We start from the raw sequence: 24,095 nt of genomic DNA, 5'->3' as shown, positions 1-24,095 counted from the left end.
CCCGTACCGGGGATCACCGTCCGGCAAGCGGCCTCGGTTCACTGGAGGATGCGCGGCGACAGCGCCCCGCACGGCAGCAGCTCCACCTCGGCGCCCGCGTCCCGCAGATCGGTCAGGACCAACTCGTCGTACATCAGCAGTCCGGACTGCGCGGGCCACACGATCGCCCACAGCCACAGCCCGCGCGCCTCGCCCGCGAAGACCGCGCGGTCGTCGGGGCCGCTCCGCACGAGCCACAGCGGGGTGGGCCGCCCCGCGGCGACCACCTTGGCGTGCGGGGGCCCGAGTACGTCCATGTGCGGGCCGGGGTCGGGGCCGTCGATGCCCGCGTAGCGCGCGCCGAGCCCGACGCCCAGCTCCTCGGCGACGAGCACCAGCTCACCGATGCCGCCGAGCGGCGCGGGCCCCGAGCAGGCGACGGCGGTGGCGCGGCCGCCGTGCCGGTCGTCCCCTGCGTTGGCCACGCCCGTGAACAGCCAGCCGACGGGGAGCGGCCACGGCATCCAGACAGGCACCTGCGCGCGGTGCACCACGACACCGAGAGCCTCGACGCTGGGCGGGATCACAGGCTGCAGCGGGTGCACGGTGCCGTGCACGTCGCACTGCCAGGAGTCGGCAAAGAGTCCGGGAGCCCTGACCCGGCCACCACACTTCGGGCAACTGGGTTCGCCCCTCATACGACCCACGGTCCTCCCCGTCCCGCACCGCGTCAAGGACGATCACCCGTCCGGAGTGCGCCGGTCCGGCGCGCCCCACCCGCAAAGATAGATGTAGCTTGCATTAATTAGCAGGGCTAACTTATTATGTGTATACGTCAACCATCCGGTCGGGCGTCCGCACAGGGCGCGGCACGGACGAAGGAAGTGGATCGGGCATGAGCCACAGCAGTACAGGAGGTCCCGCCGAAGGGGACCCGTTCGACGCGGGTGCGGGCAGCATCCTGCGTCAACCGAAGGCGGTCTGGGCGACCGCCGGGGCATCCGTCGTCGCCTTCATGGGCATCGGGCTCGTCGACCCGATCCTGCCGTCGATCGCGCAGGGCCTGAAGGCCTCGCAGAGCCAGGTCTCCCTGCTCTTCACCTCGTACTTCCTGATCACCGCCGTCGCGATGCTGGTCACCGGGTTCGTCTCCAGCCGGATCGGCGGCAAGAAGACGCTGCTCGTCGGGCTCGCGCTCGTCGTGATTTTCGCGGGCCTCTCCGGCACCTCGGACACCGTCGGCCAGCTGGTCGGCTTCCGGGCCGGCTGGGGTCTGGGCAACGCGCTCTTCGTGTCCACCGCGCTCGCCGTCATCGTCGGCGCGGCGGCCGGCGGCTCGGCCGCCGCGATCCTGCTCTACGAGTCCGCGCTCGGCCTCGGCATGGCGTGCGGGCCGCTGGTGGGCGCCCTGCTCGGCAACGCCAGCTGGCGCTACCCGTTCTTCGGCACCGCGGCGCTGATGGCCATCGGGTTCATCTGCATCACGCTGTTCCTGAAGGAACAGCCGAAGCCCGCGCGCAAGACGTCGATCCTCGATCCCCTCAAGGCGCTCGGGCACGGCGGGCTCGCCTCCGTCGCCGTCTCGGCCTTCTTCTACAACTACACGTTCTTCACGGTGCTGGCCTTCACCCCGTTCGTGCTGAACATGACCCCGTACAAATCCGGTGGTGTGTTCTTCGCCTGGGGTGTGCTGCTCGCGCTGTTCTCGGTGCTCGTCGCGCCGCGCATGCAGGCCAGGTTCGGCTCGCTCAAGGTGGTCGGCGGTTCGCTGGTGCTGCTCGCCGTAGACGTGCTCGTCCTCGGGTACGGCAACCACACCACGGCCATCGTCTGCACGATCCTGTCCGGCGCGTTCATCGGCGTGAACAACACGGTGTACACGGAGCTGGCGCTCGGGGTCTCCGACGCGCCGCGGCCGGTGGCGAGCGCGGGCTACAACTTCGTGCGGTGGTTCGCCGCCGCGGCCGCGCCGTTCCTCGCGCCGAAGATCGAGGAGTGGACCGACATCCACATCCCGTTCGTGGTCGCCGCGGTCACGGCCCTGCTCGGCGCCGTCGTGGTGTGGGTGCGCAGGAACGCGCTCATGCACGACGCCGAGGAACTGGAGCCGCAGCACGCCACGGAGGACGGCGTCACCGTCTTCGCGAACTGATCCCCCGTACCGCTGCTCCTCAGTCGAGTCAGTCGAGAGCGACGGACCTGCGCAGCGGATCGCGCAGGTCCGTTCCGCTGTTCAGCCACTTCTCCTGGAGCTCGGCCGCGCCGTGCACCCGCTTCCACGCCGCCTCGTTCTGCGTCATGGGCAGCAGCGGCAGGAACCGTACGGGATCCATCGGTTCGTCCAGCTCGAGATCCTCGACCAGGCCGCCCGACTCCGCGACCAGGACCGAGGTGAACGGCGCGCCCGGCCACAGCGGCTCGCCCACGTCCAGCGACGCGCCCGGCGCCACGATCACGCCCTCCACCTGCGGCGACGCTGCGAGGACCGCGAGCGGCCTGAGCGCCTTGTCGGTGTCGGCGAGCCCCGCACGGACCGTCAGGACCAGTTCCGCGCGCGGGCCCTCGACCGGATCGGCGAGGGCCGCGGTCGGGTCGGCCATCGGCGCGGCGGACATCCCCAGGGTCGCGTAGCGCACGACGCCCTGCCCGGAGTCGGTGAAACGCAGCACCTCGATGCGGTCCGTGCCGAGGAACGTGACCGCCGCGCGCGCGTCCGGTTCGCCCAGGGCCGTACGCAGCCGGGCCTCTACAAGCGCAAGAACTTCTCCCATCCCGCGAGCATAGAACTCGCATGGAACGGGTAAAGGTGGGGCTTGCTTCTTCAGTCGGCTGATAGTCTTGGCCGCTGGTCGGGACGGAACGCTGAGCGTCCCCGCCGAGAGCCCTCAAGAGCCCTCGAAGACCCGACCCACTGATCGTCCCTCACGGGGGACCGGCAGGAGGAGGTGGGGCTGTCATGGATCGAAGTCGACCGTGCAGTACCACCCGTTCTTCCGGCCGCTAGGCCCGCATCCCACACCGCAGTCAGCAGTCGTCGGCGTTTCGTCGGCTTCTCAGGTCCAGGGCTGTCCGCGTATGCCGGAAGAGCACTTCTTTTCCGCCTGATCTTTCCGATCTTCCTGATCTGAATCAGTAAAGCGGAGCCGCCCGGTGTCGGTGCGGTGCTCCCCGCTTTGTGGACGTGCAGCATGTCCCGGTTTCCGGTTGGCCAGGACGTCCTCATTCCGGGCAGTTCCGATTTTTCCGAGCGCCCTGCGCGGCTCCCGCCCGCGAAGGAGCCTGCCCATGTCGATGATGCGCGATCTGCGTGCCGCTGTCCGCCCCTCGCTGCGCAAGAGCGTGGCCCCGTACGAGAACGAGGCGCGTTCCTCGTACGACCCCACCCGCGATCCGTCCGCCTGCTCGGCCGTCGTGGACTGCGCGGTCTACCGCGACGGGGCCCGCGTGGACAGCGGCGACCGCTGCCTGACGCCGCTCGAGGCGCGCCGCCAAGTACGCCGTGACGGCGGCTTCGCCTGGATCGGCCTGCACGAGCCCACCGAGAAGGAATTCGCCGGTATCGCCGCCGAGTTCGGGCTGCACCCGCTCGCCGTCGAGGACGCGGTCCACGCCCACCAGCGGCCCAAGCTGGAGCCGTACGACGACACGCTCTTCGCCGTGTTCAAGACCATCCACTACGTCGAGCACGCCGAACTGACCGACACCAGCGAGGTCGTGGAGACCGGCGAGGTCATGTGCTTCCTCGGCCGCGACTTCTTCATCACCGTGCGGCACGGCGGGCAGGGCTCGCTGCGCGCGCTGCGCCGCCGCCTCCAGGCCGAGCCGGAGCTGCTCGCCAAGGGCCCGAGCGCGGTGCTGCACGCCATCTCCGACCACGTCGTCGACGGCTATCTGGCGGTGGCCGACGCGATGCAGGACGACATCGACGAGGTCGAGACCGAGGTATTCTCGCCGCGCCGCAGGGGCGGTCCGCGCGGCACCGACGCCGGCGGCATCTACCAGCTCAAGCGCGAGGTGCTGGAGTTCAAGCGGGCCGTCGCCCCGCTGCGCCGCCCGCTGCAGCTGCTGAGCGAGCGGCCGATGCGGCTGATCGACCCCGACATCCAGAAGTACTTCCGTGATGTCGCCGACCACCTGGAGCGCGTCCAGGAGCAGGTCATCGGCTTCGACGAACTCCTCAACTCGATCCTCCAGGCCAATCTGGCGCAGGCCTCCGTCGCCCAGAACGAGGACATGCGCAAGATCACCTCGTGGGCGGCCATCGTCGCCGTCCCGACCATGGTCTGTGGCGTCTACGGCATGAACTTCGAGTACATGCCCGAGCTGCACTGGCGGTTCGGCTACCCGATGGTGCTCGCCGTCACCGTCGCCGCGTGCTTCACCATCCACCGCACCCTCAAGCGCAACGGCTGGCTGTAGCTACGCTGACGCCATGACGACTGCTGAACTGCTCGACGCCGCCCTCGTCGAGGAGGCCACCAAGAAGTCCGGGCTCATCTGGGTGCGCGGCACCGAGGCCGAGCGGGCCCTGTGGCACGTGTGGCACGAGGGCGCGGCGCACGTGGTCGGAGACGGGCCCGGCGAGCAGCCGCTGCCCGGTCTCGTCGACGGCGGCGCCGCCGTGGTCACCGTGCGCAGCAAGGACAAGGGCGGCCGGCTGGTCGGCTGGCGGGCGACGGCCGTGGAGCTGGCGCCCGGTACGCCGCAGTGGGAGGCGGCCGTCGCCGAGCTGAAGGGCAAGCGGCTCAACGCGCCGGACGCGGAGACGATGACCGGGCGGTGGGGGCGCGAGTGCCGGGTGCTGCGGCTGGAGCCCGTGCGGGGCGCGGATCCGGTTCCCGCCTCCGCGGACTCGCAGGCGGCGGCGCCCGTGTCGTCGCCCGCCACGACCCGTGACGCGGTTCCGGCGGGCCTGCCCCGGCTTCTCGGTCGCCGCCGCGCCGGTCGCCGCTGACGCGCCCTCCGGACGCAAACGCACGCTGCGCGTCACGCTCGCCACCGTCGTGGCTGGTCGCGCAGTTCCCCGCGCCCCTGAGGCATGCGCTACGCGCAGCCTCCCCCGATGGAGGTCGCGCACGAAGTGCGCACCTCCAGGGGCGCGGGGAACTGCGCGACCAGCCACGACGCGACCGGCACCCGACAACGCCCCCGAACCCACCGGTCACACCGAAAACACCCGCACATCCACCACCGGCAACCCCTTCTCCCACCAGTGATCGAACCGCCGGTACGCCCCCACATCCCGCCCCGCCAAAAACTCCCCGACCCCCCGCGCCTCAGCCCCAACCCCTTCCCACTCCGGCTCCTCCAGCGGACGGAACACCGACACCTCCACCCCCGCGGGAACCATCCGCCACACCCCGGCGACATACCCGTCCACCAGCACCGTGGGCAGCACATCCCCGTTCACCCGCGTCACCGCCTTCCGGAACCCGGCCGGCAACACCCGCCCCCGATCCGCGTACGCGAGCAGCACGCTGTCCCACATCGCCATCAACCGCGGCGGCGCCGCCACCCCGTCATCGGGCCGCACCCCACCGGCGACGTCGTACAGCACCTCGCCCCCGGGCCCCACCAACTCCACCAGGTCGTCGCCGAGCGCCTCCCGAACGCGCCCCTTCTGCACGAGCCCGAACTGCGCGATGTCCGCCACGGACGCGGGCCCGAACCCCGCCAGATACCGCCGGACCAGCACCCGCATCCCCTCCGCCGAGCCCTCCGCGTCCGCCAGCTCGGGCCGCCGCTCCCGCCCGGCCGCGACGAACAGCTGCCTGCCCGCCGAGACATACGCCCACGGCTCCCCGGCCACCGGCGCGTGCCACAGCGGCGCCCACTGCCGCAGCATCCGCCACGCGGGCCGCGCCACCTCCGGCGCGACGCCCCCGCCCCGCTCGGCCAGCCACTCCCCCAACTCCCCGGCCCCGCGCGGCACACCGGCCAGCTCCAGCAGCTCCGGCAGCAGCCGCGCCGCGTCCGACTCCGTGAGCCCGGACCCCGTGAACCGCCGGTCCCGCAACCGCGCCCCGCGGATGGTCGGCTCCACCGCCGCCCGGAACGCCGGATAGTCGTCGACGTGCACCGCGTGCAGCGTGATCCGCATCAGCGTCGACTTGACCACCCGGAAAGCGGCGAACGCGGCGTCCAGATCCGCCGCCCGGAACCCCGCCACCCGGTTCCACAGCGCCACATACGGCGAAGCGGGCTGCTGCGCCTGGAGCGCCACAACCCGCCGTACCGCGTCCTCGACCCCCACGGCCTCCCGCTCCAGCAGCAACTGCCGTGCAAGAGTCGCCCTGTTGAGCCCGCGCGCGGTGATCGTCTCAGCCATGCCGAGCATTCTCGCCCGGCACACCCGCCTCTTCTACAGCTTGCGCGCCACCTCGGTCGCCCAGTACGTGAGAATCATGCTCGCGCCCGCCCGCTTGATCCCGGTCAGCGACTCCATGATCGCCTGGTCCCGGTCGATCCAGCCGCGCTGCGCCGCCGCCTCGATCATCGAGTACTCGCCACTGATCTGGTACGCGGCGACGGGCACGTCCGAGGCCTCCGCGACCTTCGCCAGGATGTCGAGGTAGGGCCCGGCCGGCTTGACCATCACCATGTCGGCGCCCTCTTCGAGGTCGAGCGCCAGCTCCCGCAGCGACTCGCGGGCGTTCGCCGGGTCCTGCTGGTACGTCTTGCGGTCACCGCGCAGCGACGACGCCACGGCCTCCCGAAACGGGCCGAAGAACGCCGAGGAGTACTTCACCGAGTACGCCAGCACGCCGACGTCCTCGCGCCCGATCTGGTCCAACGCGTCACGGATGACGCCGATCTGACCGTCCATCATCCCGGACGGGCCCACCACATGGGCGCCCGCGTCGGCCTGCACCTGAGCCATCTCGGCGTACCGCTCCAGGGTGGCGTCGTTGTCGACGCGCCCGTGCTCGTCGAGGACCCCGCAGTGCCCGTGGTCGGTGAACTCGTCCAGGCACAGGTCGGACATGACGATGAGGTCGTCGCCCACCTCGGCCCGCACGTCGCGCAGCGCGACCTGGAGGATCCCGTCGGCGTCGGTGCCCACGGTCCCGGCCGCGTCCTTCTTCTCGTCCAGCGGTACGCCGAACAGCATGATCGCGGAGACGCCCGCCTCGACGGCCTCGGCCGCCGCCTTCTTCAGGGAGTCACGGGTGTGCTGGAGGACGCCCGGCATCGAGCCGATCTCCACCGGCGCGTCGATCCCCTCGCGCACGAACGCGGGCAGGATCAGATCGGCCGGATGCAGCCGGTTCTCGGCGACCATGCGCCGCATGACGGGAGTCGTCCGCAGCCGCCGGGGCCGGGAACCAGGAAAAGAGCCGTACTGGGTCACCGAAAAAACTCCTCGAAGTACTGGCCCGCCCGGCTGTGGGCAGGCGTTCCGCACGGCGGAACGGGTGGGCACAGCCCCCAGCGCCGGGCTACGGCACTGGAGGCGCCCACTTCAACACGGCTAAGGCGCGGCCCGCCGCCTACGCGCCCCCGGCCGCCGCTCGCTCGGCCGCGTCACCGGATCACCGGCGTCGATGGCCGCGACCCGCCGCCGGGCGCCGAAGTCGGCCAGCGCCGCGGCCAGCTTGGTGACGGACGGCTCGGGAGCCATCACGTCCACGCGCAGCCCGTGCTCCTCGGCCGTCTTGGCGGTGGCCGGGCCGATGCAGGCGATGACCGTCACGTTGTGCGGCTTGCCCGCGATGCCCACCAGGTTCCGCACCGTCGACGAGGACGTGAAGAGCACGGCGTCGAAGCCGCCGCCCTTGATCGCCTCACGCGTCTCGGCCGGCGGCGGCGAGGCGCGCACGGTCCGGTACGCGGTGACGTCGTCGACCTCCCAGCCCAGCTCGATCAGCCCGGCGACCAGCGTCTCCGTGGCGATGTCCGCACGCGGCAGGAACACCCGGTCGATCGGGTCGAAGACCGGGTCGTACGGCGGCCAGTCCTCGAGAAGACCAGCGGCGCTCTGCTCACCGCTCGGCACCAGATCCGGCTTCACACCGAACGCGATCAGCGCGTTCGCCGTCTGCTCGCCCACCGCGGCGACCTTGATCCCGGCGAAGGCACGGGCATCGAGCCCGTACTCCTCGAACTTCTCCCGCACGGCCTTCACCGCGTTCACCGAGGTGAAGGCGATCCACTCGTAGCGGCCGGTGACCAGACCCTTGACCGCGCGCTCCATCTGCTGCGGGGTGCGCGGCGGCTCGACGGCGATCGTCGGGACCTCGTGCGGCACCGCGCCGTAGGAGCGCAACTGGTCGGAGAGCGCCGCCGACTGCTCCTTCGTCCGGGGCACGAGCACCCGCCAGCCGAACAGCGGCTTCGACTCGAACCAGGACAGCTGGTCGCGCTGGGCGGTGGAACTGCGCTCCCCGACCACGGCTATCACCGGACGGTTGCCCTCCGGCGACGGCAGCACCTTGGCCTGCTTGAAGGTCTGCGCGATGGTGCCGAGCGTGGCGGACCAGGTCTTCTGCCGCGTCGTCGTCCCCGCGACGGTCACCGACAGCGGGGTATCGGGCTTGCGTCCCGAGGCGACCAGCTCGCCCGCGGCGGCCGCCACCGAGTCCAGCGTCGTCGACACCACGACGGTGCAGTCGGACGCGCCGACCTCGGACCAGCAGCGGTCGGAGGCGGTACGGGCGTCGACGAACCGGACGTCGGTGCCCTCGGCGTCCCGCAGCGGCACACCGGCGTACGCGGGCACGCCCACGGCCGCGGCGATGCCCGGGACGACCTCGAAACCGATGCCCTGCGCGGCGCACGCCAGCATCTCCTCGGCCGCGTACGTGTCGAGCCCGGGGTCCCCCGTGACCGCACGCACGACCCGCTTGCCGCCCCGCGCGGCCTCCATGACAAGATTGGCCCAGTCCCTCAGAGCCGGGACCGCGACGGCAGTTGACGCCTCGTCAGCGAGTCCCGTCTGCCCCTGTGCGCCCGTGGCGTCGAGGACGGTCACGCCTGCCCTGGCATGCGTGCGCACGACGTCGAGCACTTCGGGCTCGGCGATCAGCACATCCGCTCGGGTCAGCGCCTCCACGGCCCGTAGGGTCAGCAGTCCTGGATCACCGGGACCGGCACCCAGGAAGGTGACGTGCCCAGGTGCACAGGCGGTCGATGATGCGGTGGTGGGGCTCAAAGTGCTCGCTCCCCCATCAGACCGGCCGCGCCCTTGGCCAGCATCTCGGCGGCGAGTTCCCGCCCGAGAGCCAGCGCCTCGTCGTCCGACGAGGGCACGGGACCGGTGGTGGTCAGCTGCACCAGCTCGGAGCCGTCGGTGGTACCGACGACGCCGCGCAGGCGCATTTCGTTGGCAATCTGCCCGTCGGCCAGCAGGTCGGCCAGCGCACCCACAGGTGCGCTGCAGCCGGCCTCCAGGGCGGCGAGCAGGGACCGCTCGGCAGTCACGGCGACCCGGGTGAACGGGTCGTCCAACTCTCCGAGCGCGGCGACGAGTTCACCGTTGGTCGCGGTGCACTCGACTGCCAGAGCCCCCTGGCCGGGGGCGGGCAGGACGATGTCGGTGGAGAGGAAGTCGGTGACCTCCGCACTCCGACCGATGCGGTTGAGCCCGGCGGCCGCCAGCACGACGGCGTCCAGCTCACCCTTCTCGACGTAACCGATCCGGGTGTCGATGTTCCCGCGGATCGGCACGGTCTCGATCCGCATGCCGTGGCTGCGGGCGTACGCGTTCAGCTGCGCCATCCGGCGCGGCGAACCGGTACCCACCCGCGCGCCCGCGGGCAGCTCGGTGAACTTCAGGCCGTCGCGCGCTATGAGTACGTCGCGCGGGTCCTCCCGCAGCGGCAGCGCCGCCAGCACGAGCCCCTCGGGCTGCGCGGTCGGCAGATCCTTGAGCGAGTGCACGGCGAAGTCCACGTCACCGCGCTCCAGCGCGTCGCGCAGCGCCGTCACGAAGACGCCCGTGCCGCCGATCTGCGCGAGGTGCTCGCGGGAGGTGTCACCGTACGTCGTGATCTCGACCAGCTCGACCTCGCGGCCGGTCAACTGCCGTACGGCTTCGGCTACATGCCCCGACTGGGACATGGCGAGCTTGCTGCGCCGGGTGCCCAGCCGCAGTGCTCTCTCGGCGGTCATGCCGGGCCTCGATTCTTGCCTGCCGTGCCGGTAGCGGATTCACGGTCTTGGGGGGTTGCCCGGGAGACGGAGTCGACCGTCTCCTGGTCCAGGTCGAAAAGGGTGCGCAGCGCGTCCGCGTACCCGGCACCACCGGGCTCGGCCGCGAGCTGCTTGACCCGAACGGTCGGTGCGTGGAGGAGTTTGTCCACCACGCGCCGCACGGTCTGGGTGATCTCCGCGCGCTGCTTGCCGTCGAGGCCGGGCAGGCGCCCGTCGAGCCGCGCGATCTCACCGGCGACGACCTCCGCCGCCATGGTGCGCAGCGCGACGACGGTCGGCGTGATGGTCGCCGCCCGCTGCGCCGCGCCGAACGCGGTGACCTCCTCGGCCACCAGCGAGCGCACCTGGTCCACGTCGGCCGCCATCGGGGCGTCGGCGGAGGCGTCGGCGAGCGACTCGATGTCGACGAGGCGGACCCCGTCGATGCGGTGCGCGGCCGCGTCGATGTCCCGCGGCATCGCCAGGTCCAGCAGGGCCAGGGCGACATCCCGTACGGGCTCGGGAGCGCGCTCGCGGCGCATCTCCGGTACCCGGCCGACGGCGGCCAGCGCCGCGATGGCGTCCGCCTCGGAAGGCTCGGGGGTCTGCACACGGCGGCCCGGGGCGTTGTCCACCCAGGCGCCGTGCTGTTCCAGTTCGGCGGCGTCGAACCCGGCGACGGCGGCCTCGCCCTCGACGGAGAACCCGCCGCGCACCACCTCGACCGGACCGGCGTCGGTGGCCGTCTTGCCGCTGCCGGACGTCGTGGGGGCGGGCACCTCGGCGCCCGCGGTGGGGGTGCGTCCGGCGACGGCCGCGCGCACCGCGTCGGCGGTCAGCACCAGGCCGGTGGCACCGGTGCAGGAGATGGCGACGTCGGCACGTGTCAGCTCGTCCGCCACGGCGCCCATCGCGACGGCCCGGGCCGCGGTACCGCCCTCCGTCAGGATCTCCACCAGCCGCTCGGCCCGCTCGGCGGTCCGGTTGGCGACGACGATCTCGGCGACCCCGGCCCGCGCGAGCGTGGCGGCGGCCAGCGAGGACATCGACCCGGCGCCGATGACCAGCGCGCGCTTGCCTGCCGCCCACGCCTCCACCGGCCGCCCGAGCGCGAGCTGTTCGAGGCCGAAGGTGACGAGCGACTGACCGGCGCGGTCGATGCCGGTCTCCGAGTGGGCCCGCTTGCCGACGCGCAGCGCCTGCTGGAAGAGGTCGTTGAGCAGCTTGCCCGCGGAGTGCAGCTCCTGGGCGCGGGCCAGGGTGTCCTTGATCTGGCCGAGGATCTGGCCCTCGCCCACGACCATCGAGTCGAGCCCGCACGCCACCGAGAACAGGTGGTGCACCGCCCGGTCCTCGTAGTGCACGTACAGATAAGGAGTGAGCTCCTCGAGCCCCACACCGCTGTGCTGCGCGAGCAGCGTCGACAGCTCGGCGACACCGGCGTGGAACTTGTCCACGTCCGCGTACAGCTCGATGCGGTTGCAGGTGGCGAGCACCGCGGCCTCGGCGGCCGGTTCGGCGGCGAGGGTGTCCTGGAGCAGCTTGGCCTGGGTGTCCGCGTGCAGCGCGGCCCGCTCCAGGACGCTGACCGGGGCGCTGCGGTGGCTCAGCCCGACGACGAGGAGACTCATGCCGGCATCACGGCGGGCACGTCCCCGTCGGGTCCCTTGCGGTCGGAGCGGGCGGCGGACTTGGTGACCTTGGCGGCGGGGCCCTCGACACCGACGGCGCCCTCGGCGGGGCTCTCCCCCTCGAGGGCGCCCTCACCGGCCTTGCGCTGCTCGTGGAAGGCGAGGATCTGCAGCTCGATGGAGAGATCCACCTTGCGCACGTCCACCCCGTCCGGCACGGACAGCACGGTGGGCGCGAAGTTCAGGATGGAGGTGACACCGGCGGCGACGAGCCGGTCGCAGACCTGCTGCGCGGCACCGGCCGGGGTCGCGATGACGCCGATGGAGACGCCGTTGTCCTCGATGATCTTCTCGAGCTCGTCGGTGTGCCGTACGGCCATCCCGGCGACCGGCTTGCCGGCCATCGCGGGGTCGGCGTCTATCAGCGCGGCGACCCGGAAGCCACGGGAGGCGAACCCGCCGTAATTGGCCAGCGCGGCGCCGAGGTTACCGATACCGACGATCACAACCGGCCAGTCCTGCGTGAGGCCCAGCTCGCGCGAGATCTGGTAGACGAGATACTCGACGTCGTAGCCGACACCACGGGTCCCGTACGAACCGAGGTACGAGAAATCCTTGCGCAGCTTCGCGGAGTTGACCCCCGCCGCGGCCGCGAGCTCCTCGGAGGAGACCGTGGGTACCGAGCGCTCCGACAGTGCGGTCAGCGCTCGGAGGTACAGCGGAAGCCTGGCGACGGTGGCCTCGGGAATCCCTCGGCTGCGGGTCGCCGGTCGGTGAGTTCGGCCAGTTGCCACGGTGCTCCTGCGGGTAGAGCGGGGCTGTAGGCGGCCGTTCGTTCCCAGACCGCCCCGTCGAATGCAGGCTATGTCTTTGTGAACGCGTGCACAAAGATGGTGTCCGATTTGCCCGGCCAACGTGACCGGGGTCACGCGCCCCCCGCACGCTCTGGTGGAACCGGCGCGCAGGCAGCTTCGTTGCTCACCTGTTGGGGGCAAAACCGTACACACTCCTTGCGATCCACGCCCCCGAGACCAAAACCGCCCTCGATCCTAAGCGACTTTTGGGGTTGTTTGGACTCGTCGGTCAGTGACGTGTGCGACGGCTGTGAACCCCTTCAGCTCGTGAGCGCCCGCCGCAGCCGCTCCTCCTGCACCCGCCAGAAGTCGTGCTGCGCCCCGTCCACGAGGACGACCGGGATCTGCTCCCAGTACAGGCGGTACAGCTCCGCGTCCTCGTTGATGTCCTTCTTCTCCCAGGACGCTCCGACCTCGGCACACACCTTCTCGATCACGTCTTGTGCGTCGTCGCACAGATGGCACCCGGGTTTCCCGATCAGCGTGACCACCCGGTCGGCCGGATTCTTCTTCTCACCGCGGCGAAAGATGGGACTCATACCGGCCATTCTGGCCCCACGCCCGGGCCCCTCACGACGCCTGGATTTCACAGAGCGACAGCTTCCCGAAATCCGCTCGACTCCGGAACCACCGAACAAACTGGCTATGCTCACGCCATGGCCGCTCTCGGATGGCTCACACCCCGTAGGCGCTCCGCCACCGCGCGGAGCGTGCTGGCAGGCGAGGCCTCGGCGGAGGCCGCCCGCAAGTCCTCCCTGGAGCTGGAGGACCTCGAAGGTCACGCACCGCCGGGCGAAGAGGAACCGGACCAGGAACCCGCGCCCGACTTCCCGGTCGTCGGCGACGACAAGGCCGCGGCCTTCTTCGACCTGGACAACACCGTGATGCAGGGCGCCGCGATCTTCCACTTCGGTCGCGGCCTGTACAAGCGGAAGTTCTTCCAGCGCCGCGAGCTGACCCGGTTCGCCTGGCAGCAGGCGTGGTTCCGGATCGCCGGGATCGAGGATCCCGAGCACATGCAGGACGCGCAGAACAGCGCCCTGTCCATCGTCAAGGGCCACCGGGTCTCCGAGCTGATGTCCATCGGCGAGGAGATCTACGACGAGTACATGGCCGAGCGCATCTGGCCCGGCACCCGCGCCCTCGCCCAGGCCCACCTGGACGCCGGGCAGAAGGTCTGGCTGGTCACCGCGGCCCCGGTGGAGATCGCCACGGTGATCGCCCGCCGCCTGGGCCTGACCGGCGCGCTCGGCACGGTCGCCGAGTCGATCGGCGGGGTCTACACGGGACGGCTCGTCGGTGAGCCGCTGCACGGCCCCGCGAAGGCCGAGGCCGTCCGCGCCCTCGCCGCCGCCGAGGGCCTGGAGCTGGGCCGCTGCGCCGCGTACAGCGACTCCCACAACGACATCCCGATGCTCTCCCTCGTCGGGCACCCGTACGCGATCAACCCCGACGCCAAGCTCCGTACGTACGCCAAGGAGCGGGACTGGCGGCTGCGGGACTACCGCACGGGCCGCAAGGCGGCGAAGGTCGGCATCCCGGCGGCGGCCGGCGTGGGCGCCGTCGCGGGCGGCACCGCGGCCGTCATCGCGCTGCAGCGCCGCCGCCGCTGACCCGGCTCCCGGAGCGCATTCCGAACGTCTTACCCGGCACCGGTCGCGGCCAGTCACGCGGATACCACTCGGCCACAACGCGTCACGACCGCTGCCGGAAGATGACCTAATCCGATCAACAAGTGGTCACTCTCCGGTACTTGAACCATCGTCGATCAGCTACAGAAGTGACGTAATCGGTGATTTGAGCAACTGGGTGTAGCGCTCCCTGCACGAAGCGTTATTCTCCTCAGACGCATTCCGGTACCCACTCGCCAGTACGACGAGTGAACGGTCCCGCACTGCACGTGATGGAAGCTCTGCCTCTGGGAGTCCCGTGTTTCAACACGTCGGGGTTGACGCCTCGGGCCTGGCTACGCTGCGCGCAACGGTCGTCGACCGTTTGCGCGGCTTCGTCCCCACCGCGTCCGCCGTACCCGCACTCGCCGTCCCTGCGCCCGCCCGACCATGCTTCGCGATGGCCGACAGCGGCGCGGCCACGGCGGGCAGACGGGCGCGCTCCGGCGCGGCCGGAGCATCCGGCACTTCCACCGCCCGCCGTCCCGCCGCGGACAGCGACAGCGCGCGCATGATGGATCTGGTCGAGCGCGCCCAGGGCGGCGAGGCCGATGCGTTCGGGCGCCTCTACGACCAGTACAGCGACACCGTGTACCGGTACATCTACTACCGCGTGGGCGGGAAGGCGACGGCCGAGGACCTCACCAGTGAGACCTTCCTGCGCGCGCTGCGCCGGATCGGCACCTTCACCTGGCAGGGCCGCGACTTCGGCGCCTGGCTGGTGACGATCGCCCGCAACCTGGTGGCCGACCACTTCAAGTCCAGCCGCTTCCGGCTCGAAGTCACCACCGGCGAGATGCTGGACGCCAATGAGGTGGAGCGCTCCCCCGAGGACTCGGTCCTGGAGTCGCTCTCCAACGCGGCCCTGCTGGAGGCCGTGCGCCGGCTGAACCCGCAGCAGCAGGAGTGCGTGACCCTGCGCTTCCTGCAAGGGCTGTCCGTCGCCGAGACCGCCCGTGTCATGGGCAAGAACGAGGGCGCGATCAAGACCCTCCAGTACCGGGCCGTCCGCACCCTGGCCCGGCTCCTCCCGGACGACGCACGCTGACCGACCGTCACGATCCGCATCCTCCAACTCACCTTCTGTGAAAGAGAGATGCGATCGCGGTCGGATCATCCGTCGGTCCGTAACCCAAGTGCCGCGCCGATCGTTGTGCGGGATGCAGGCTCCCTGTGGTCACATCCGGACCGGTTTCACTCACTCGATCGTGTGCAAGCTCTTCCGGTGTGCAACCCCAGGACCACCTGGGGAGTCGACCGTCATGACGAGAGGAGGTGCCGCCAGTGATCGCACATGTCTCGGCACACCGGCGGGCGAACGCCTTCGCCCAGGCCCTGGAGGACGAGTCCGCCCAGGACGCGGTGGCGCAGCAGCCGGAAGAACCGGCCGCCCAGCAGAGCGACAGGGCCGACCGGTCCGACCGAACCGCCCAGCCCACCCCGTCCGAGCAGTCCGAGCAGGGCAGACTTCTGTCCCTGGCCGAAGGCCTCGGCGAACTACCGAAACCGGAGCTCGACCCCGAGGTCAAGGTGGTGCAGCGAGCCCAGCTCGTTGCCGCCATGGAGGCCATGTTCGCGGAAGGAGCGCCAGGCCCTGCCGTACCGGAACAGCGCTCGGCGAAGGCCAAGGGCGCTCATCGCGCCAGTCCGTTGCGGAAGCTGCGGCCCCGCTCCCGCCTGACCAAGGGCATCGCGGCGGGCGGACTCACGGTCGGGGTGGCCGCGGGCGCGTTCGGCGGCGTAGCGGCCGCCAGTTCGAGCGCACTGCCCGGTGACCACCTGTACGGCCTCAAGCGCGGCATGGAGGACCTCAAGCTCGGCATGGCCGACGGCGACTCCGACCGCGGCCAGATCTATCTGGACCAGGCGTCGACGCGGCTGAACGAGGCCCGCCGGCTGATGGACCGGGGCCGTACCGGACACCTCGACCACGAGTCCGTCGGCGAGGTCCGCCGCGCGCTGTCCGGCATGCAGTACGACGCGTCGGAGGGCCACAAGCTCCTCAGCGCGGCCTACAAGCGGGACGGCTCCCTCGGCCCGATCCAGGCCCTCTCCGCCTTCGCCGAGTCGCACCGCAAGAGCTGGACCGCGCTCAGCGACAAGCTCCCGGTCCAGCTCGGCGACGTACGGGACCAGGTGAGTTCGATCTTCGCCGCCATAGACGAAGAGGTCGATCCGCTGCGCTCGCTGTTCCCCCAGGCTCCCGGCCAGGGCGGCAAGGGCGGTACGGACCAGGGTGGCAGCGCCGCCACGGACACCCCCGGCACCGACCACTCGGCCCCGTCCGGCACCACGGGCCACGACCGCCACTCGTCCTCGGCCAAGCCCAAGCCGTCCAGCTCCAGCAGCGGCAAGGACGACGGACTGCTCGGCGAGACCACGGGCGGTCTGCTCGACCCCCCGAAGGACGAGTCGACACCGACCCCGTCCGACGGCAAGTCCGGCGACGGCACCACGAACCCGGCCAAGCCGGACGTGACCCTCCCACCGCTGCTGCCGGGCCTGCTCCCCGGCCTCGGCATCGACAGCGAGGACGCCGGCTGACGGTGAGCACGACTGGGCCCGGGGCACACCACCCCGGGCCCTTTCGTATCCGCGTTCAGAGGACCTCAGAGGCCGTCAGAAGAACACAGACCGCCGCTGCACCAGCAATTTGTAGAGCGTGTGCTGGATCTGCTCGCGGACCTGGTCCGTCAGGTTGAACATCAGCATCGGGTCCTCGGCCGCCTCCGGCGGATACCCGTCCGTGGGGATCGGCTCCCCGAACTGGATCGTCCACTTCGTCGGCAACGGCACCGCGCCCAACGGCCCCAGCCACGGAAACGTCGGCGTGATCGGGAAGTACGGGAAGCCCAGCACCCGCGCCAGCGTCTTGGCGTTGCCGACCATCGGGTAGATCTCCTCCGCCCCGACGATCGAGCACGGCACGATCGGCGTCCCGGCGCGCAGCGCGGTCGAGACGAAGCCGCCGCGGCCGAACCGCTGGAGCTTGTACCGCTCGCTGAACGGCTTGCCGATGCCCTTGAAGCCCTCCGGCATGACCCCGACCAGCTCCCCGCCCTCCAGGAGCCGCTGGGCGTCCTCCGCGCAGGCCAGGGTGTGGCCGGCCTTGCGGGCCAGCTCGTTGACGACCGGGAGCATGAACACCAGGTCGGCGGCGAGGAGCCGCAGATGGCGTCCCTCGGGGTGGTTGTCGTGCACGGCGACCTGCATCATCAGGCCGTCCAGCGGCAGCGTCCCCGAGTGGTTGGAGACGATCAGCGCTCCGCCCTCGGACGGGATGTTCTCGATGCCCTTCACCTCGACGCGGAAGTATTTCTCCGCGATCGGCCGCAGCAGCGACATCAGGACCTGGTCGGTGAGTTCCTTGTCGTAGCCGAACTCGTCGACGTCGTAGTCCCCGGTGATGCGGCGCCGCAGGAAGGAGAGCCCGCCCGCGATCTTCCGGTCCCAGCCGCTCCGCTGTTCCCGGGCCGGCTCCCGGTCCGGGCTCTCATCGGCTCCGGGCTCCGTGTCGGGCGCCTCCTGCACGGGCACGGCCGTCATCTCGCGTACGGCCGCGGGCTCGCCCCTGCGCCGCCCGCCCGACCCCCTGCGGCGTGCGGCACCCTTGCCGGCCGCCCGCGACCTGTCGTCGTCGAACGGAATGACCTTGGCATCCGCCATCGTTGGTGCGCTCCTCAGTTGGCGCTCTGCGTCGCGGGCTGGCTGGGCGTACGGGCACCGCCCAGGAAGGGCAACGCGGCCACCCTGTCCACGGCTGACGCCAGGGCCTGGGGTGGCAGCAGTCCGGGCCCCCGGCCGCGTACGAAGTCCGCGAAGGTCTCCGCGGTCGTGTACGTGGGCCGGAACCCCAGGGTGTCGCGCATCTGGACCGTCGACACCACCCGCCCGTGCGTGAGCAATCGAATCTGCTCGGGCGAGAAGTCCGTGGCCCCCAGCGTACGCAGAGCGCCGCCCACCCAGGTCACGGCCGGCAGCAGGACGGGCACCGTCGGGCGGCCGAGACGCCGCGAGCACTGCGAGAGCAGCAGCACCCCGTCCCCGGCGATGTTGAAGGTCCCGCTGTTCAGGGTGGAGCGCCGGGGCTCGTGCGAGGCGATGCGCAGCACCTCGATCACATCGTCCTCGTGCACGAACTGCAGCCGCGGGTCATAGCCGAACACGGTCGGCAGGACGGGCAGCGCGAAGTACTGGGCGAGCGGCGAATCGGCCGTCGGCCCGAGGATGTTGGCGAACCGGAGCACGCACACGGCGACATCGGGGCGGCGCCGGGCGAACCCGCGCACATACCCCTCGACCTCGACGGTGTCCTTCGCGAACCCGCCGCTCGGCAGCGACTTGGGCGGCGTCGTCTCGGTGAAGACGGCCGGGTCGCGGGGCGCCGACCCGTACACGTTCGTACTGGACTTCACCACGAGCCGCCGCACGCTGGGCGCCTTCTGGCAGGCGCCGAGCAGCTGCATCGTGCCGATGACGTTGGTCTCCTTGACCGAGCCGCGGCCGCCGCTGGCGAGCGGGGTCCCGGTGACGTCCATGTGCACGACGGTGTCCACGGAGTGCTCGGCGAGCACCCGCCCGATCGCCGGCTGCCGGATGTCGGCCTGGAGGAAATCCGCCCCGCCCAGATGGTGCGCGGGCGGCACGGCGTCCACCGCGATGACCCGCTCCACGTCCGGGTCCCGCTGGATGCGCCGCACGAACCGGCCGCCCAGCTGCCGGGCCGCCCCGGTCACGAGCACGACTTTGCCCAAGATCAGCGCCTGCCTTCCGTCCCAGCCCGCCGCGCTCCGCAATCACTGCTTGCGCCTCACGTTAGCGGTTCGATGTTGCGCTGTGATGACTGGACGATGCATGAAGTGACGACAGCCACAGCCGTACGTACATTCCCGGGCCGGCGACCACGCCGCCAACGGCCCGCAAAACGCACTGTGGCCCTCCCACCGAACGGTGAAAGGGCCACAGTTGACGCGCTAGACGCAGCGGTCGCTTACTTCTTGTTGCGACGCTGCACGCGGGTGCGCTTCAGCAGCTTGCGGTGCTTCTTCTTCGCCATCCGCTTACGGCGCTTCTTGATAACAGAGCCCACGACTACCCTCGCTCACTTCTTGGACGACCCCCGCGAGCGGGGGTCGATCACTCGGTGCGGGGCTGCATTGGGGCCCACACGACCTACGGGGTGCCAGCCTACCCCGCCCGAGCGTCCAGTCAGAAATCGAGGACTTCGCCGGCTACGGATCAGCCCGCATCCACCCCCACATAGGACTCGCGGAGGTACTCGTGAACCGCTTGCTCCGGGACGCGGAAACTGCGGCCGACCCGGATCGCGGGCAGATGACCGCTGTGCACCAACCGGTACACGGTCATCTTGGACACTCGCATGACCGAGGCGACTTCCGCCACGGTCAGGAACTGCACCTCGTTCAGAGGCCTACTCTCACCAGCAGCCATGTCACACCTGAACCTTCCGCACTCGACGGCCACCGGCTTCCCCTTCCGGTGACTCAACGTCGTTGCGTGCTCACTCCCCAATGTAGGGGCGTGTGGTGCGAGTGGGGAAGAGGAGATGCGATCGGCCGCCTACTGTGACAGACACGCTCGATTGAGTACATAGCGAGTAAGCGGTCGGTAGTAATCAGACCGCACAGCGTCATCAAGCGGAACGACGACGGACACCTGCCCCTCGGCCTCACCGACGAACAGGGCCGGATCATCCGTATCGGCCAGGCCGATGGCGTCGAACCCCAACTGACCTGCACCGCAGACCCACCCGTGGTCCCCCACGACAAGCCCGGGAAGGGGTTCGCCGGCGTCCGCGAGAACGGTCAGAGCGGTACGAACCGGGAGGGGGGAGTGCGTGTGCGCGCCGGTCTCACTTCCGGCCGACCACACGCCGGGTTCCCGCACCAGCGCGACGCCTCGTACGTAGTCAAGGTTGTACGTGCGTAGACCGAACCGGGTCGTTATGTCGACACTGAGACCCTGCGCGGGGGTGAGGACGGGACATCCCGCCGCCGACAGGGCGCCCGCCAACGAAGCGTAGAAACCGAGCAGTCGGTGCGGATGTCCCGTCCCGATGAGCACGGGGGTACGTGCGTCGGCGGCTCTTCCGAGGCGGTCGCCGAAGGCGTCGAGGGCGGCCAGCGTACGTTCCGGATCGATGACGTCGTACCCCGACGTGTGCCCCGGATCCGGTGAAACCCCGCACTTGTCGGCCATGAGGGCAAGCAGATCCCGCTGCCCCCAGGCCCATTCGGGATCCAGCCCGAGCAGCACACGCGGGTCCCGCGCCTCGAAGAGCCGGTAACTGCGCAGACTCTCCTCACGGGAGGTCGCCACGGGCCCGGCAAGCCGAGCCGCCAACAGATGCGCACGGAGGGCGCCGGTGCTCAACACCTTTGCGATGCTGGCCCATTGAACGCCCAAGCACCCCCCAAACCCCCAAAACACCCCACGGTCGGAGTAACCGAGGGCCTTCCCCAATCCGTCGCCGCCCCCGCCGCCTTGGGCAATCTGCCGCCAAGGGCGGCAGGGTGGGCAAGGCGGCACCCCAGCGCGGGGCAAGCGCCTAGAAGGACCCGAGCTCCAGCCCGGCCAAGCCCACCAGCCCCGCTAAGCCAGCAGCCCCCGCAAGGGAAACGCAGCCTTCCGAGTAGCCAAGATCGCCTGATCCAGCCGATCGGCAGGGTCGTACCCTTCCTCCCACCCCCGGAACTCGACAGGCCACCGCCCATCGGTCATCCGAGCAGGAGCCAACTGCCGCGTACGAGCGAAGACTTCCTGCCGCCACGACTCCGGAATCACGGTCTCGGCCGCGATGTCCCGACCGGCGGCGACCCCCACCAGATGCGTCCAGGACCGAGGCACGACATCCACGACGGCATACCCGCCACCCCCGAGCGCGACCCACTTCCCGTCCGCGTACGTGTGCGCCAGCTCATGACAGGCGACCTGCACGGCCCGCTGCGCGTCCAACGACACGGCGAGATGGGCGAGCGGATCCTCGAAGTGCGTATCGGCGCCGTGCTGAGTGACGAGCACCTCCGGCCGGAACTCCGCGAGCAGCTCCGGCACCACGGCGTGGAACGCCCGCAGCCACCCGGCGTCCCCGGTCCCGGCCGGCAGCGCGACATTCACCGCGGACCCCTCGGCGGCCCCGTCGGCCCCGGTCTCCTCGGGCCACCCGGTCTGCGGGAACAGCGTCCGTGGATGCTCGTGCAGCGACACGGTGAGCACACGCGGGTCCTCCCAGAAGGCGGCCTGGACCCCGTCCCCGTGATGCACGTCCACATCGACGTACGCGACGCGCTCGACGCCCAGCTCCAGGAGCCGCGCGATGGCCAGCGCCGCGTCGTTGTACACGCAGAACCCGGACGCGGCCCCCGGCATGGCGTGGTGCAGCCCGCCGGTGAAGTTCACCCCGTGCAGGGCGTCCCCGCGCCACACGGCCTCGGCGGCGCCCACGGACTGCCCGGCGATCAGCGCGGACACCTCGTGCATCCCGGCGAAGGCCGGGTCGTCGGTCGTGCCCAGCCCGTACGCGGGATCGGCGGCGGCCGGGTCGAGGGAGGCGGCCTTGACCGCCTCCACATAGTCCTCGCGGTGCACGAGCTGGAGCGTGGACTCACCGGCCCGGGCCGCGGCCACGACCTCCACCTCGGCCGCCCGGTCGAGCCCGAGGGCCCCCACCAGGCTCCGGGTCAGCTCGAGACGGACCGGGTCCATGGGATGCCCGGGCCCGAAGTCATACCCCGCTACCGCCGGGTCCCACATCAACTGCACGCGGCCGCTCATGCCCGCCACCGTATCGGTCACCGCTCTTCCCGAACGAAGGGGCGTACACCAGCGTCACCAGCACCAACGCCATCGGGACGAGCATCGCCCCGCGATAGCTCCACGCATCGCCCAAAGCACCCACGAGCGGCGAACCCACCAGAAAACCAACGTAGTTGAAGATATTGAGCCGCGCGATGGCGGCGTCGGAGTCCCGGGGGAAGAGCCGCCCGGCCGCCGCGAAGGTCTGCGGCACGATCACGCACAGCCCGAGCCCGAGCAGCGTGAACCCGAGCATCCCGACCCACGGCCCGGGCGCCACGGCCACCACACCGAACCCGGCGGCCGCGATCACGGTCCCGACCCGGACCACCGTCACGGGCCCGAACCGCCGCACCCCGACATCGCCCACGGCCCGCCCCACCAGGGTCATCACCATGTAGACGTTGTACGGGACCGTGGACAGCTGCTCGGAGCTTCCCAGCACGTCCTGCAAGTACTTCGCGCTCCAGTTGGAGACGGTCGAGTCCCCGATGTACGCGAAGGCCATCACCAGGCACAGCGGCAGCAGCATCTTGAAGACGACCCCGCCGCCCTGCTGCCCGGCGCCGGCCTCGCTCCCGCTCTCCACGGCACCGGCGCGGGCGTCCACGTACCACCGGCTGGCGACGAGACAGAGGGGCAGCAGCACGGCGGCGACCGGCAGGTACGACACGAACAGCGTCAGGTCCCAGTGCGCTCCGGCCCATGCGAGCGACGCTCCCACGATGCCGCCGAGGCTGTACGCGGCGTGGAAGCCGAGCATGATGCTGCGCCCGTACGCGCGTTGCAGGCTGACGCCCAGCATGTTCATCGACGCGTCGAGCGCGCCCACGGCCAGGCCGAACGCGGCGAGCGCGACGGCGACCTCGACCATGGTGTCCCCGGCGCCGACGCCGAGCAGGGCAAGGAGCACCACGGGCTGGGCCCACCGCAGCACCCGGCTCGGCCGGACCCGCTTCACGAGCTGCTCGGTGCAGACGCTGCTGACACCGGCGAGGATCGGCACGGCGGCGAGAAAGACGGGAAGCAGCCCGTCCGAAATCCCGTACTGGTCCTGAATAGCGGGAATCCGGGTCACCAGCAGCGCGAACGCCGCTCCCTGGGCGAAGAAGCTGAATCCCAGCGCTCTTCGGCCCCATCGCATCGCGCCTGTTATGCCTGCGTTCCCATCGGTCATGGCGGCTCAGCGTATGCGCCCGGCCTACCGCTGGGTAGATAGATCAAGCACCCAATTCCCGCGGCCAGTCCCCGAGGTCAGGCCAGCAGCCCGCCCAATTCACGCATATCGCCGAAGAGTCCGTCGGCCTCCTCGAGCTTCTCCGCCGGCGTCATGGCCGTGAACCCGTACACGTCCATCCCGGCGGCGACGGCCGCCTGCACGCCGAGCGGACTGTCCTCGATCACCACGCACTTCTCCGGGGCGACGCCCATCCGCTCGGCGGCGTAGAGGAAAAGGTCCGGCGCCGGCTTTCCCCGCCCGACATCCTCAGAGCTGAAGACCCGCTCTTGCCCGAACCACCGGTCGAGCCCGGTCGTGCGATGCCCGACCCGAATCCGCTCATGGCTCCCAGAGGACGCCACGCAGTAAGGAACCCCGTCGGCGGTGAGCTTCTCCAGCACGTCCACGACCCCACGCACCGGCTCAAGCTCGCGCTCGAACGCGGCGAAGACCCGCCCGTGGAAAACATCGTCGAAGTCGTCGGGCAGCCGCTCCCCGGTCCGCTCGAGAACCAGATCGTGCACGCGGTGCAGGGCGGCGCCCATGTAGTCCCGCAGAGAGTCCTCGTACGAGGTCGGGTGCCCGAGCTCGGTGAGATAGCCGGCCAGCAGCGTATTGGAAAGGGGCTCACTGTCGACGAGCACACCGTCATTGTCGAAGATGACCAGTTCGTAGCGCATACGACGACCCTACGACGGCATAACGCAGAAAAGCCCGGACCGTTCCCGGTCCGGGCTTTTCTCAAAATTTGTTCGGCGGCGTCCTACTCTCCCACAGGGTCCCCCCTGCAGTACCA

General features: G+C 70.6%; 23 protein-coding genes. 6 read left to right on the top strand and 17 right to left on the bottom strand.

Annotated elements, in window-relative coordinates; genetic code table 11:
• Positions 1-38 precede the first annotated feature (38 nt).
• On the bottom strand, positions 39-677 hold the full coding sequence (locus tag ACFVDP_RS31420) for a DUF6758 family protein (protein ID WP_383497183.1): 639 nt from the start codon (positions 675-677) through the stop codon (positions 39-41).
• Positions 678-874: 197 nt separating this feature from the next.
• Here ACFVDP_RS31420 and ACFVDP_RS31415 point away from each other — a divergent pair, with 197 nt between their 5' ends.
• Positions 875-2,131 carry an MFS transporter gene (locus ACFVDP_RS31415; RefSeq protein WP_383497180.1) on the top strand — a complete coding sequence of 419 codons (1,257 nt, stop codon included), beginning with the start codon at positions 875-877 and terminating at the stop codon, positions 2,129-2,131.
• Positions 2,132-2,159: 28 nt separating this feature from the next.
• On the opposite strand, the gene ACFVDP_RS31410 is transcribed toward ACFVDP_RS31415, so the two are convergent.
• Entirely contained in the window at positions 2,160-2,750 is a 591-nt protein-coding gene (locus ACFVDP_RS31410) for a suppressor of fused domain protein (RefSeq protein ID WP_383497177.1), read from the bottom strand.
• Positions 2,751-3,264: 514 nt separating this feature from the next.
• On the opposite strand from ACFVDP_RS31410, the gene ACFVDP_RS31405 reads away from it, so the two are divergent.
• Positions 3,265-4,398, top strand: a complete 1,134-nt coding sequence (locus ACFVDP_RS31405; protein ID WP_383497174.1) for a magnesium and cobalt transport protein CorA — start codon at positions 3,265-3,267, stop codon at positions 4,396-4,398.
• A gap of 13 nt (positions 4,399-4,411) precedes the next feature.
• The gene (locus ACFVDP_RS31400; RefSeq protein WP_383497171.1) at positions 4,412-4,933 is read left to right on the top strand and encodes a hypothetical protein; all 522 of its coding nucleotides are present in this window, start codon (positions 4,412-4,414) and stop codon (positions 4,931-4,933) included.
• A gap of 207 nt (positions 4,934-5,140) precedes the next feature.
• Here the strand turns inward: ACFVDP_RS31400 and ACFVDP_RS31395 are convergent, their stop codons facing one another.
• The 7 genes from ACFVDP_RS31395 to ACFVDP_RS31365 form a co-directional block, all read right to left on the bottom strand.
• Positions 5,141-6,316, bottom strand: a complete 1,176-nt coding sequence (locus ACFVDP_RS31395) for a winged helix DNA-binding domain-containing protein (RefSeq protein WP_383497167.1) — start codon at positions 6,314-6,316, stop codon at positions 5,141-5,143.
• 24 nt (positions 6,317-6,340) lie between these two features.
• Entirely contained in the window at positions 6,341-7,330 is a 990-nt protein-coding gene (gene hemB, locus ACFVDP_RS31390; protein ID WP_383497165.1) for a porphobilinogen synthase, read from the bottom strand.
• A 120-nt stretch (positions 7,331-7,450) separates the two neighbouring features.
• Positions 7,451-9,130, bottom strand: coding sequence for a uroporphyrinogen-III synthase (locus tag ACFVDP_RS31385; protein ID WP_383497162.1), 1,680 nt, complete (start codon positions 9,128-9,130; stop codon positions 7,451-7,453).
• Positions 9,127-10,089 (bottom strand): hydroxymethylbilane synthase, encoded by a 963-nt coding sequence (gene hemC / locus ACFVDP_RS31380; protein ID WP_383497159.1) that lies wholly within the window; start codon positions 10,087-10,089, stop codon positions 9,127-9,129. The genes ACFVDP_RS31385 and hemC overlap by 4 nt, the downstream gene beginning before the upstream one ends.
• Positions 10,086-11,741: a glutamyl-tRNA reductase gene (locus ACFVDP_RS31375; protein WP_383497156.1), complete on the bottom strand. Its 1,656-nt coding sequence runs from the start codon at positions 11,739-11,741 to the stop codon at positions 10,086-10,088. The genes hemC and ACFVDP_RS31375 overlap by 4 nt, the downstream gene beginning before the upstream one ends.
• Positions 11,738-12,535 (bottom strand): redox-sensing transcriptional repressor Rex, encoded by a 798-nt coding sequence (locus tag ACFVDP_RS31370; protein ID WP_383497153.1) that lies wholly within the window; start codon positions 12,533-12,535, stop codon positions 11,738-11,740. Before ACFVDP_RS31370 ends, ACFVDP_RS31375 begins: the two co-directional genes overlap by 4 nt.
• 320 nt (positions 12,536-12,855) lie before the next feature.
• The gene (locus tag ACFVDP_RS31365; RefSeq protein WP_383497150.1) at positions 12,856-13,143 is read right to left on the bottom strand and encodes a glutaredoxin family protein; all 288 of its coding nucleotides are present in this window, start codon (positions 13,141-13,143) and stop codon (positions 12,856-12,858) included.
• Between the two features lie 108 nt (positions 13,144-13,251).
• Here ACFVDP_RS31365 and ACFVDP_RS31360 point away from each other — a divergent pair, with 108 nt between their 5' ends.
• The 3 genes from ACFVDP_RS31360 to ACFVDP_RS31350 all read left to right on the top strand — a co-directional run bounded on the left by ACFVDP_RS31360 (position 13,252) and on the right by ACFVDP_RS31350 (position 16,809).
• Complete coding sequence (locus tag ACFVDP_RS31360; RefSeq protein WP_383497147.1) at positions 13,252-14,208, top strand: HAD family hydrolase; 957 nt, start codon at positions 13,252-13,254, stop codon at positions 14,206-14,208.
• 316 nt (positions 14,209-14,524) lie between these two features.
• Positions 14,525-15,313, top strand: a complete 789-nt coding sequence (locus ACFVDP_RS31355) for an ECF subfamily RNA polymerase sigma factor, BldN family (protein WP_383497144.1) — start codon at positions 14,525-14,527, stop codon at positions 15,311-15,313.
• A gap of 236 nt (positions 15,314-15,549) precedes the next feature.
• Positions 15,550-16,809: a DUF5667 domain-containing protein gene (locus ACFVDP_RS31350; protein ID WP_383497141.1), complete on the top strand. Its 1,260-nt coding sequence runs from the start codon at positions 15,550-15,552 to the stop codon at positions 16,807-16,809.
• Positions 16,810-16,884: 75 nt separating this feature from the next.
• Here ACFVDP_RS31350 and ACFVDP_RS31345 read toward each other — a convergent pair whose 3' ends face one another.
• The 8 genes from ACFVDP_RS31345 to ACFVDP_RS31310 all read right to left on the bottom strand — a co-directional run bounded on the left by ACFVDP_RS31345 (position 16,885) and on the right by ACFVDP_RS31310 (position 23,979).
• The gene (locus tag ACFVDP_RS31345; protein WP_383497138.1) at positions 16,885-17,931 is read right to left on the bottom strand and encodes a lysophospholipid acyltransferase family protein; all 1,047 of its coding nucleotides are present in this window, start codon (positions 17,929-17,931) and stop codon (positions 16,885-16,887) included.
• A 14-nt stretch (positions 17,932-17,945) separates the two neighbouring features.
• Entirely contained in the window at positions 17,946-19,019 is a 1,074-nt protein-coding gene (locus ACFVDP_RS31340) for an NAD-dependent epimerase/dehydratase family protein (protein WP_383497135.1), read from the bottom strand.
• Between the two features lie 236 nt (positions 19,020-19,255).
• On the bottom strand, positions 19,256-19,354 hold the full coding sequence (locus tag ACFVDP_RS31335; protein WP_003948845.1) for a 30S ribosomal protein bS22: 99 nt from the start codon (positions 19,352-19,354) through the stop codon (positions 19,256-19,258).
• A gap of 149 nt (positions 19,355-19,503) precedes the next feature.
• The gene (locus ACFVDP_RS31330; protein WP_158689180.1) at positions 19,504-19,716 is read right to left on the bottom strand and encodes a helix-turn-helix domain-containing protein; all 213 of its coding nucleotides are present in this window, start codon (positions 19,714-19,716) and stop codon (positions 19,504-19,506) included.
• Between the two features lie 129 nt (positions 19,717-19,845).
• Entirely contained in the window at positions 19,846-20,661 is an 816-nt protein-coding gene (locus tag ACFVDP_RS31325; protein ID WP_383497132.1) for a phosphatase, read from the bottom strand.
• Positions 20,662-20,877: 216 nt separating this feature from the next.
• Positions 20,878-22,059, bottom strand: a complete 1,182-nt coding sequence (locus ACFVDP_RS31320) for an acetoin utilization protein AcuC (RefSeq protein WP_383497129.1) — start codon at positions 22,057-22,059, stop codon at positions 20,878-20,880.
• Positions 22,010-23,257, bottom strand: coding sequence for an MFS transporter (locus ACFVDP_RS31315; protein ID WP_383497126.1), 1,248 nt, complete (start codon positions 23,255-23,257; stop codon positions 22,010-22,012). Before ACFVDP_RS31315 ends, ACFVDP_RS31320 begins: the two co-directional genes overlap by 50 nt.
• Before the next feature lie 77 nt (positions 23,258-23,334).
• Positions 23,335-23,979, bottom strand: coding sequence for an HAD family hydrolase (locus tag ACFVDP_RS31310; protein ID WP_383497123.1), 645 nt, complete (start codon positions 23,977-23,979; stop codon positions 23,335-23,337).
• Between the last annotated feature and the right edge of the window lie 116 nt (positions 23,980-24,095).

This window comes from Streptomyces sp. NPDC057694 (genome assembly GCF_042799415.1).
Lineage (GTDB): Bacteria > Actinomycetota > Actinomycetes > Streptomycetales > Streptomycetaceae > Streptomyces.
The sequence above is the reverse complement of the archived record's forward strand: the minus strand, read 5'-3'. Positions and strand labels throughout refer to the sequence as shown.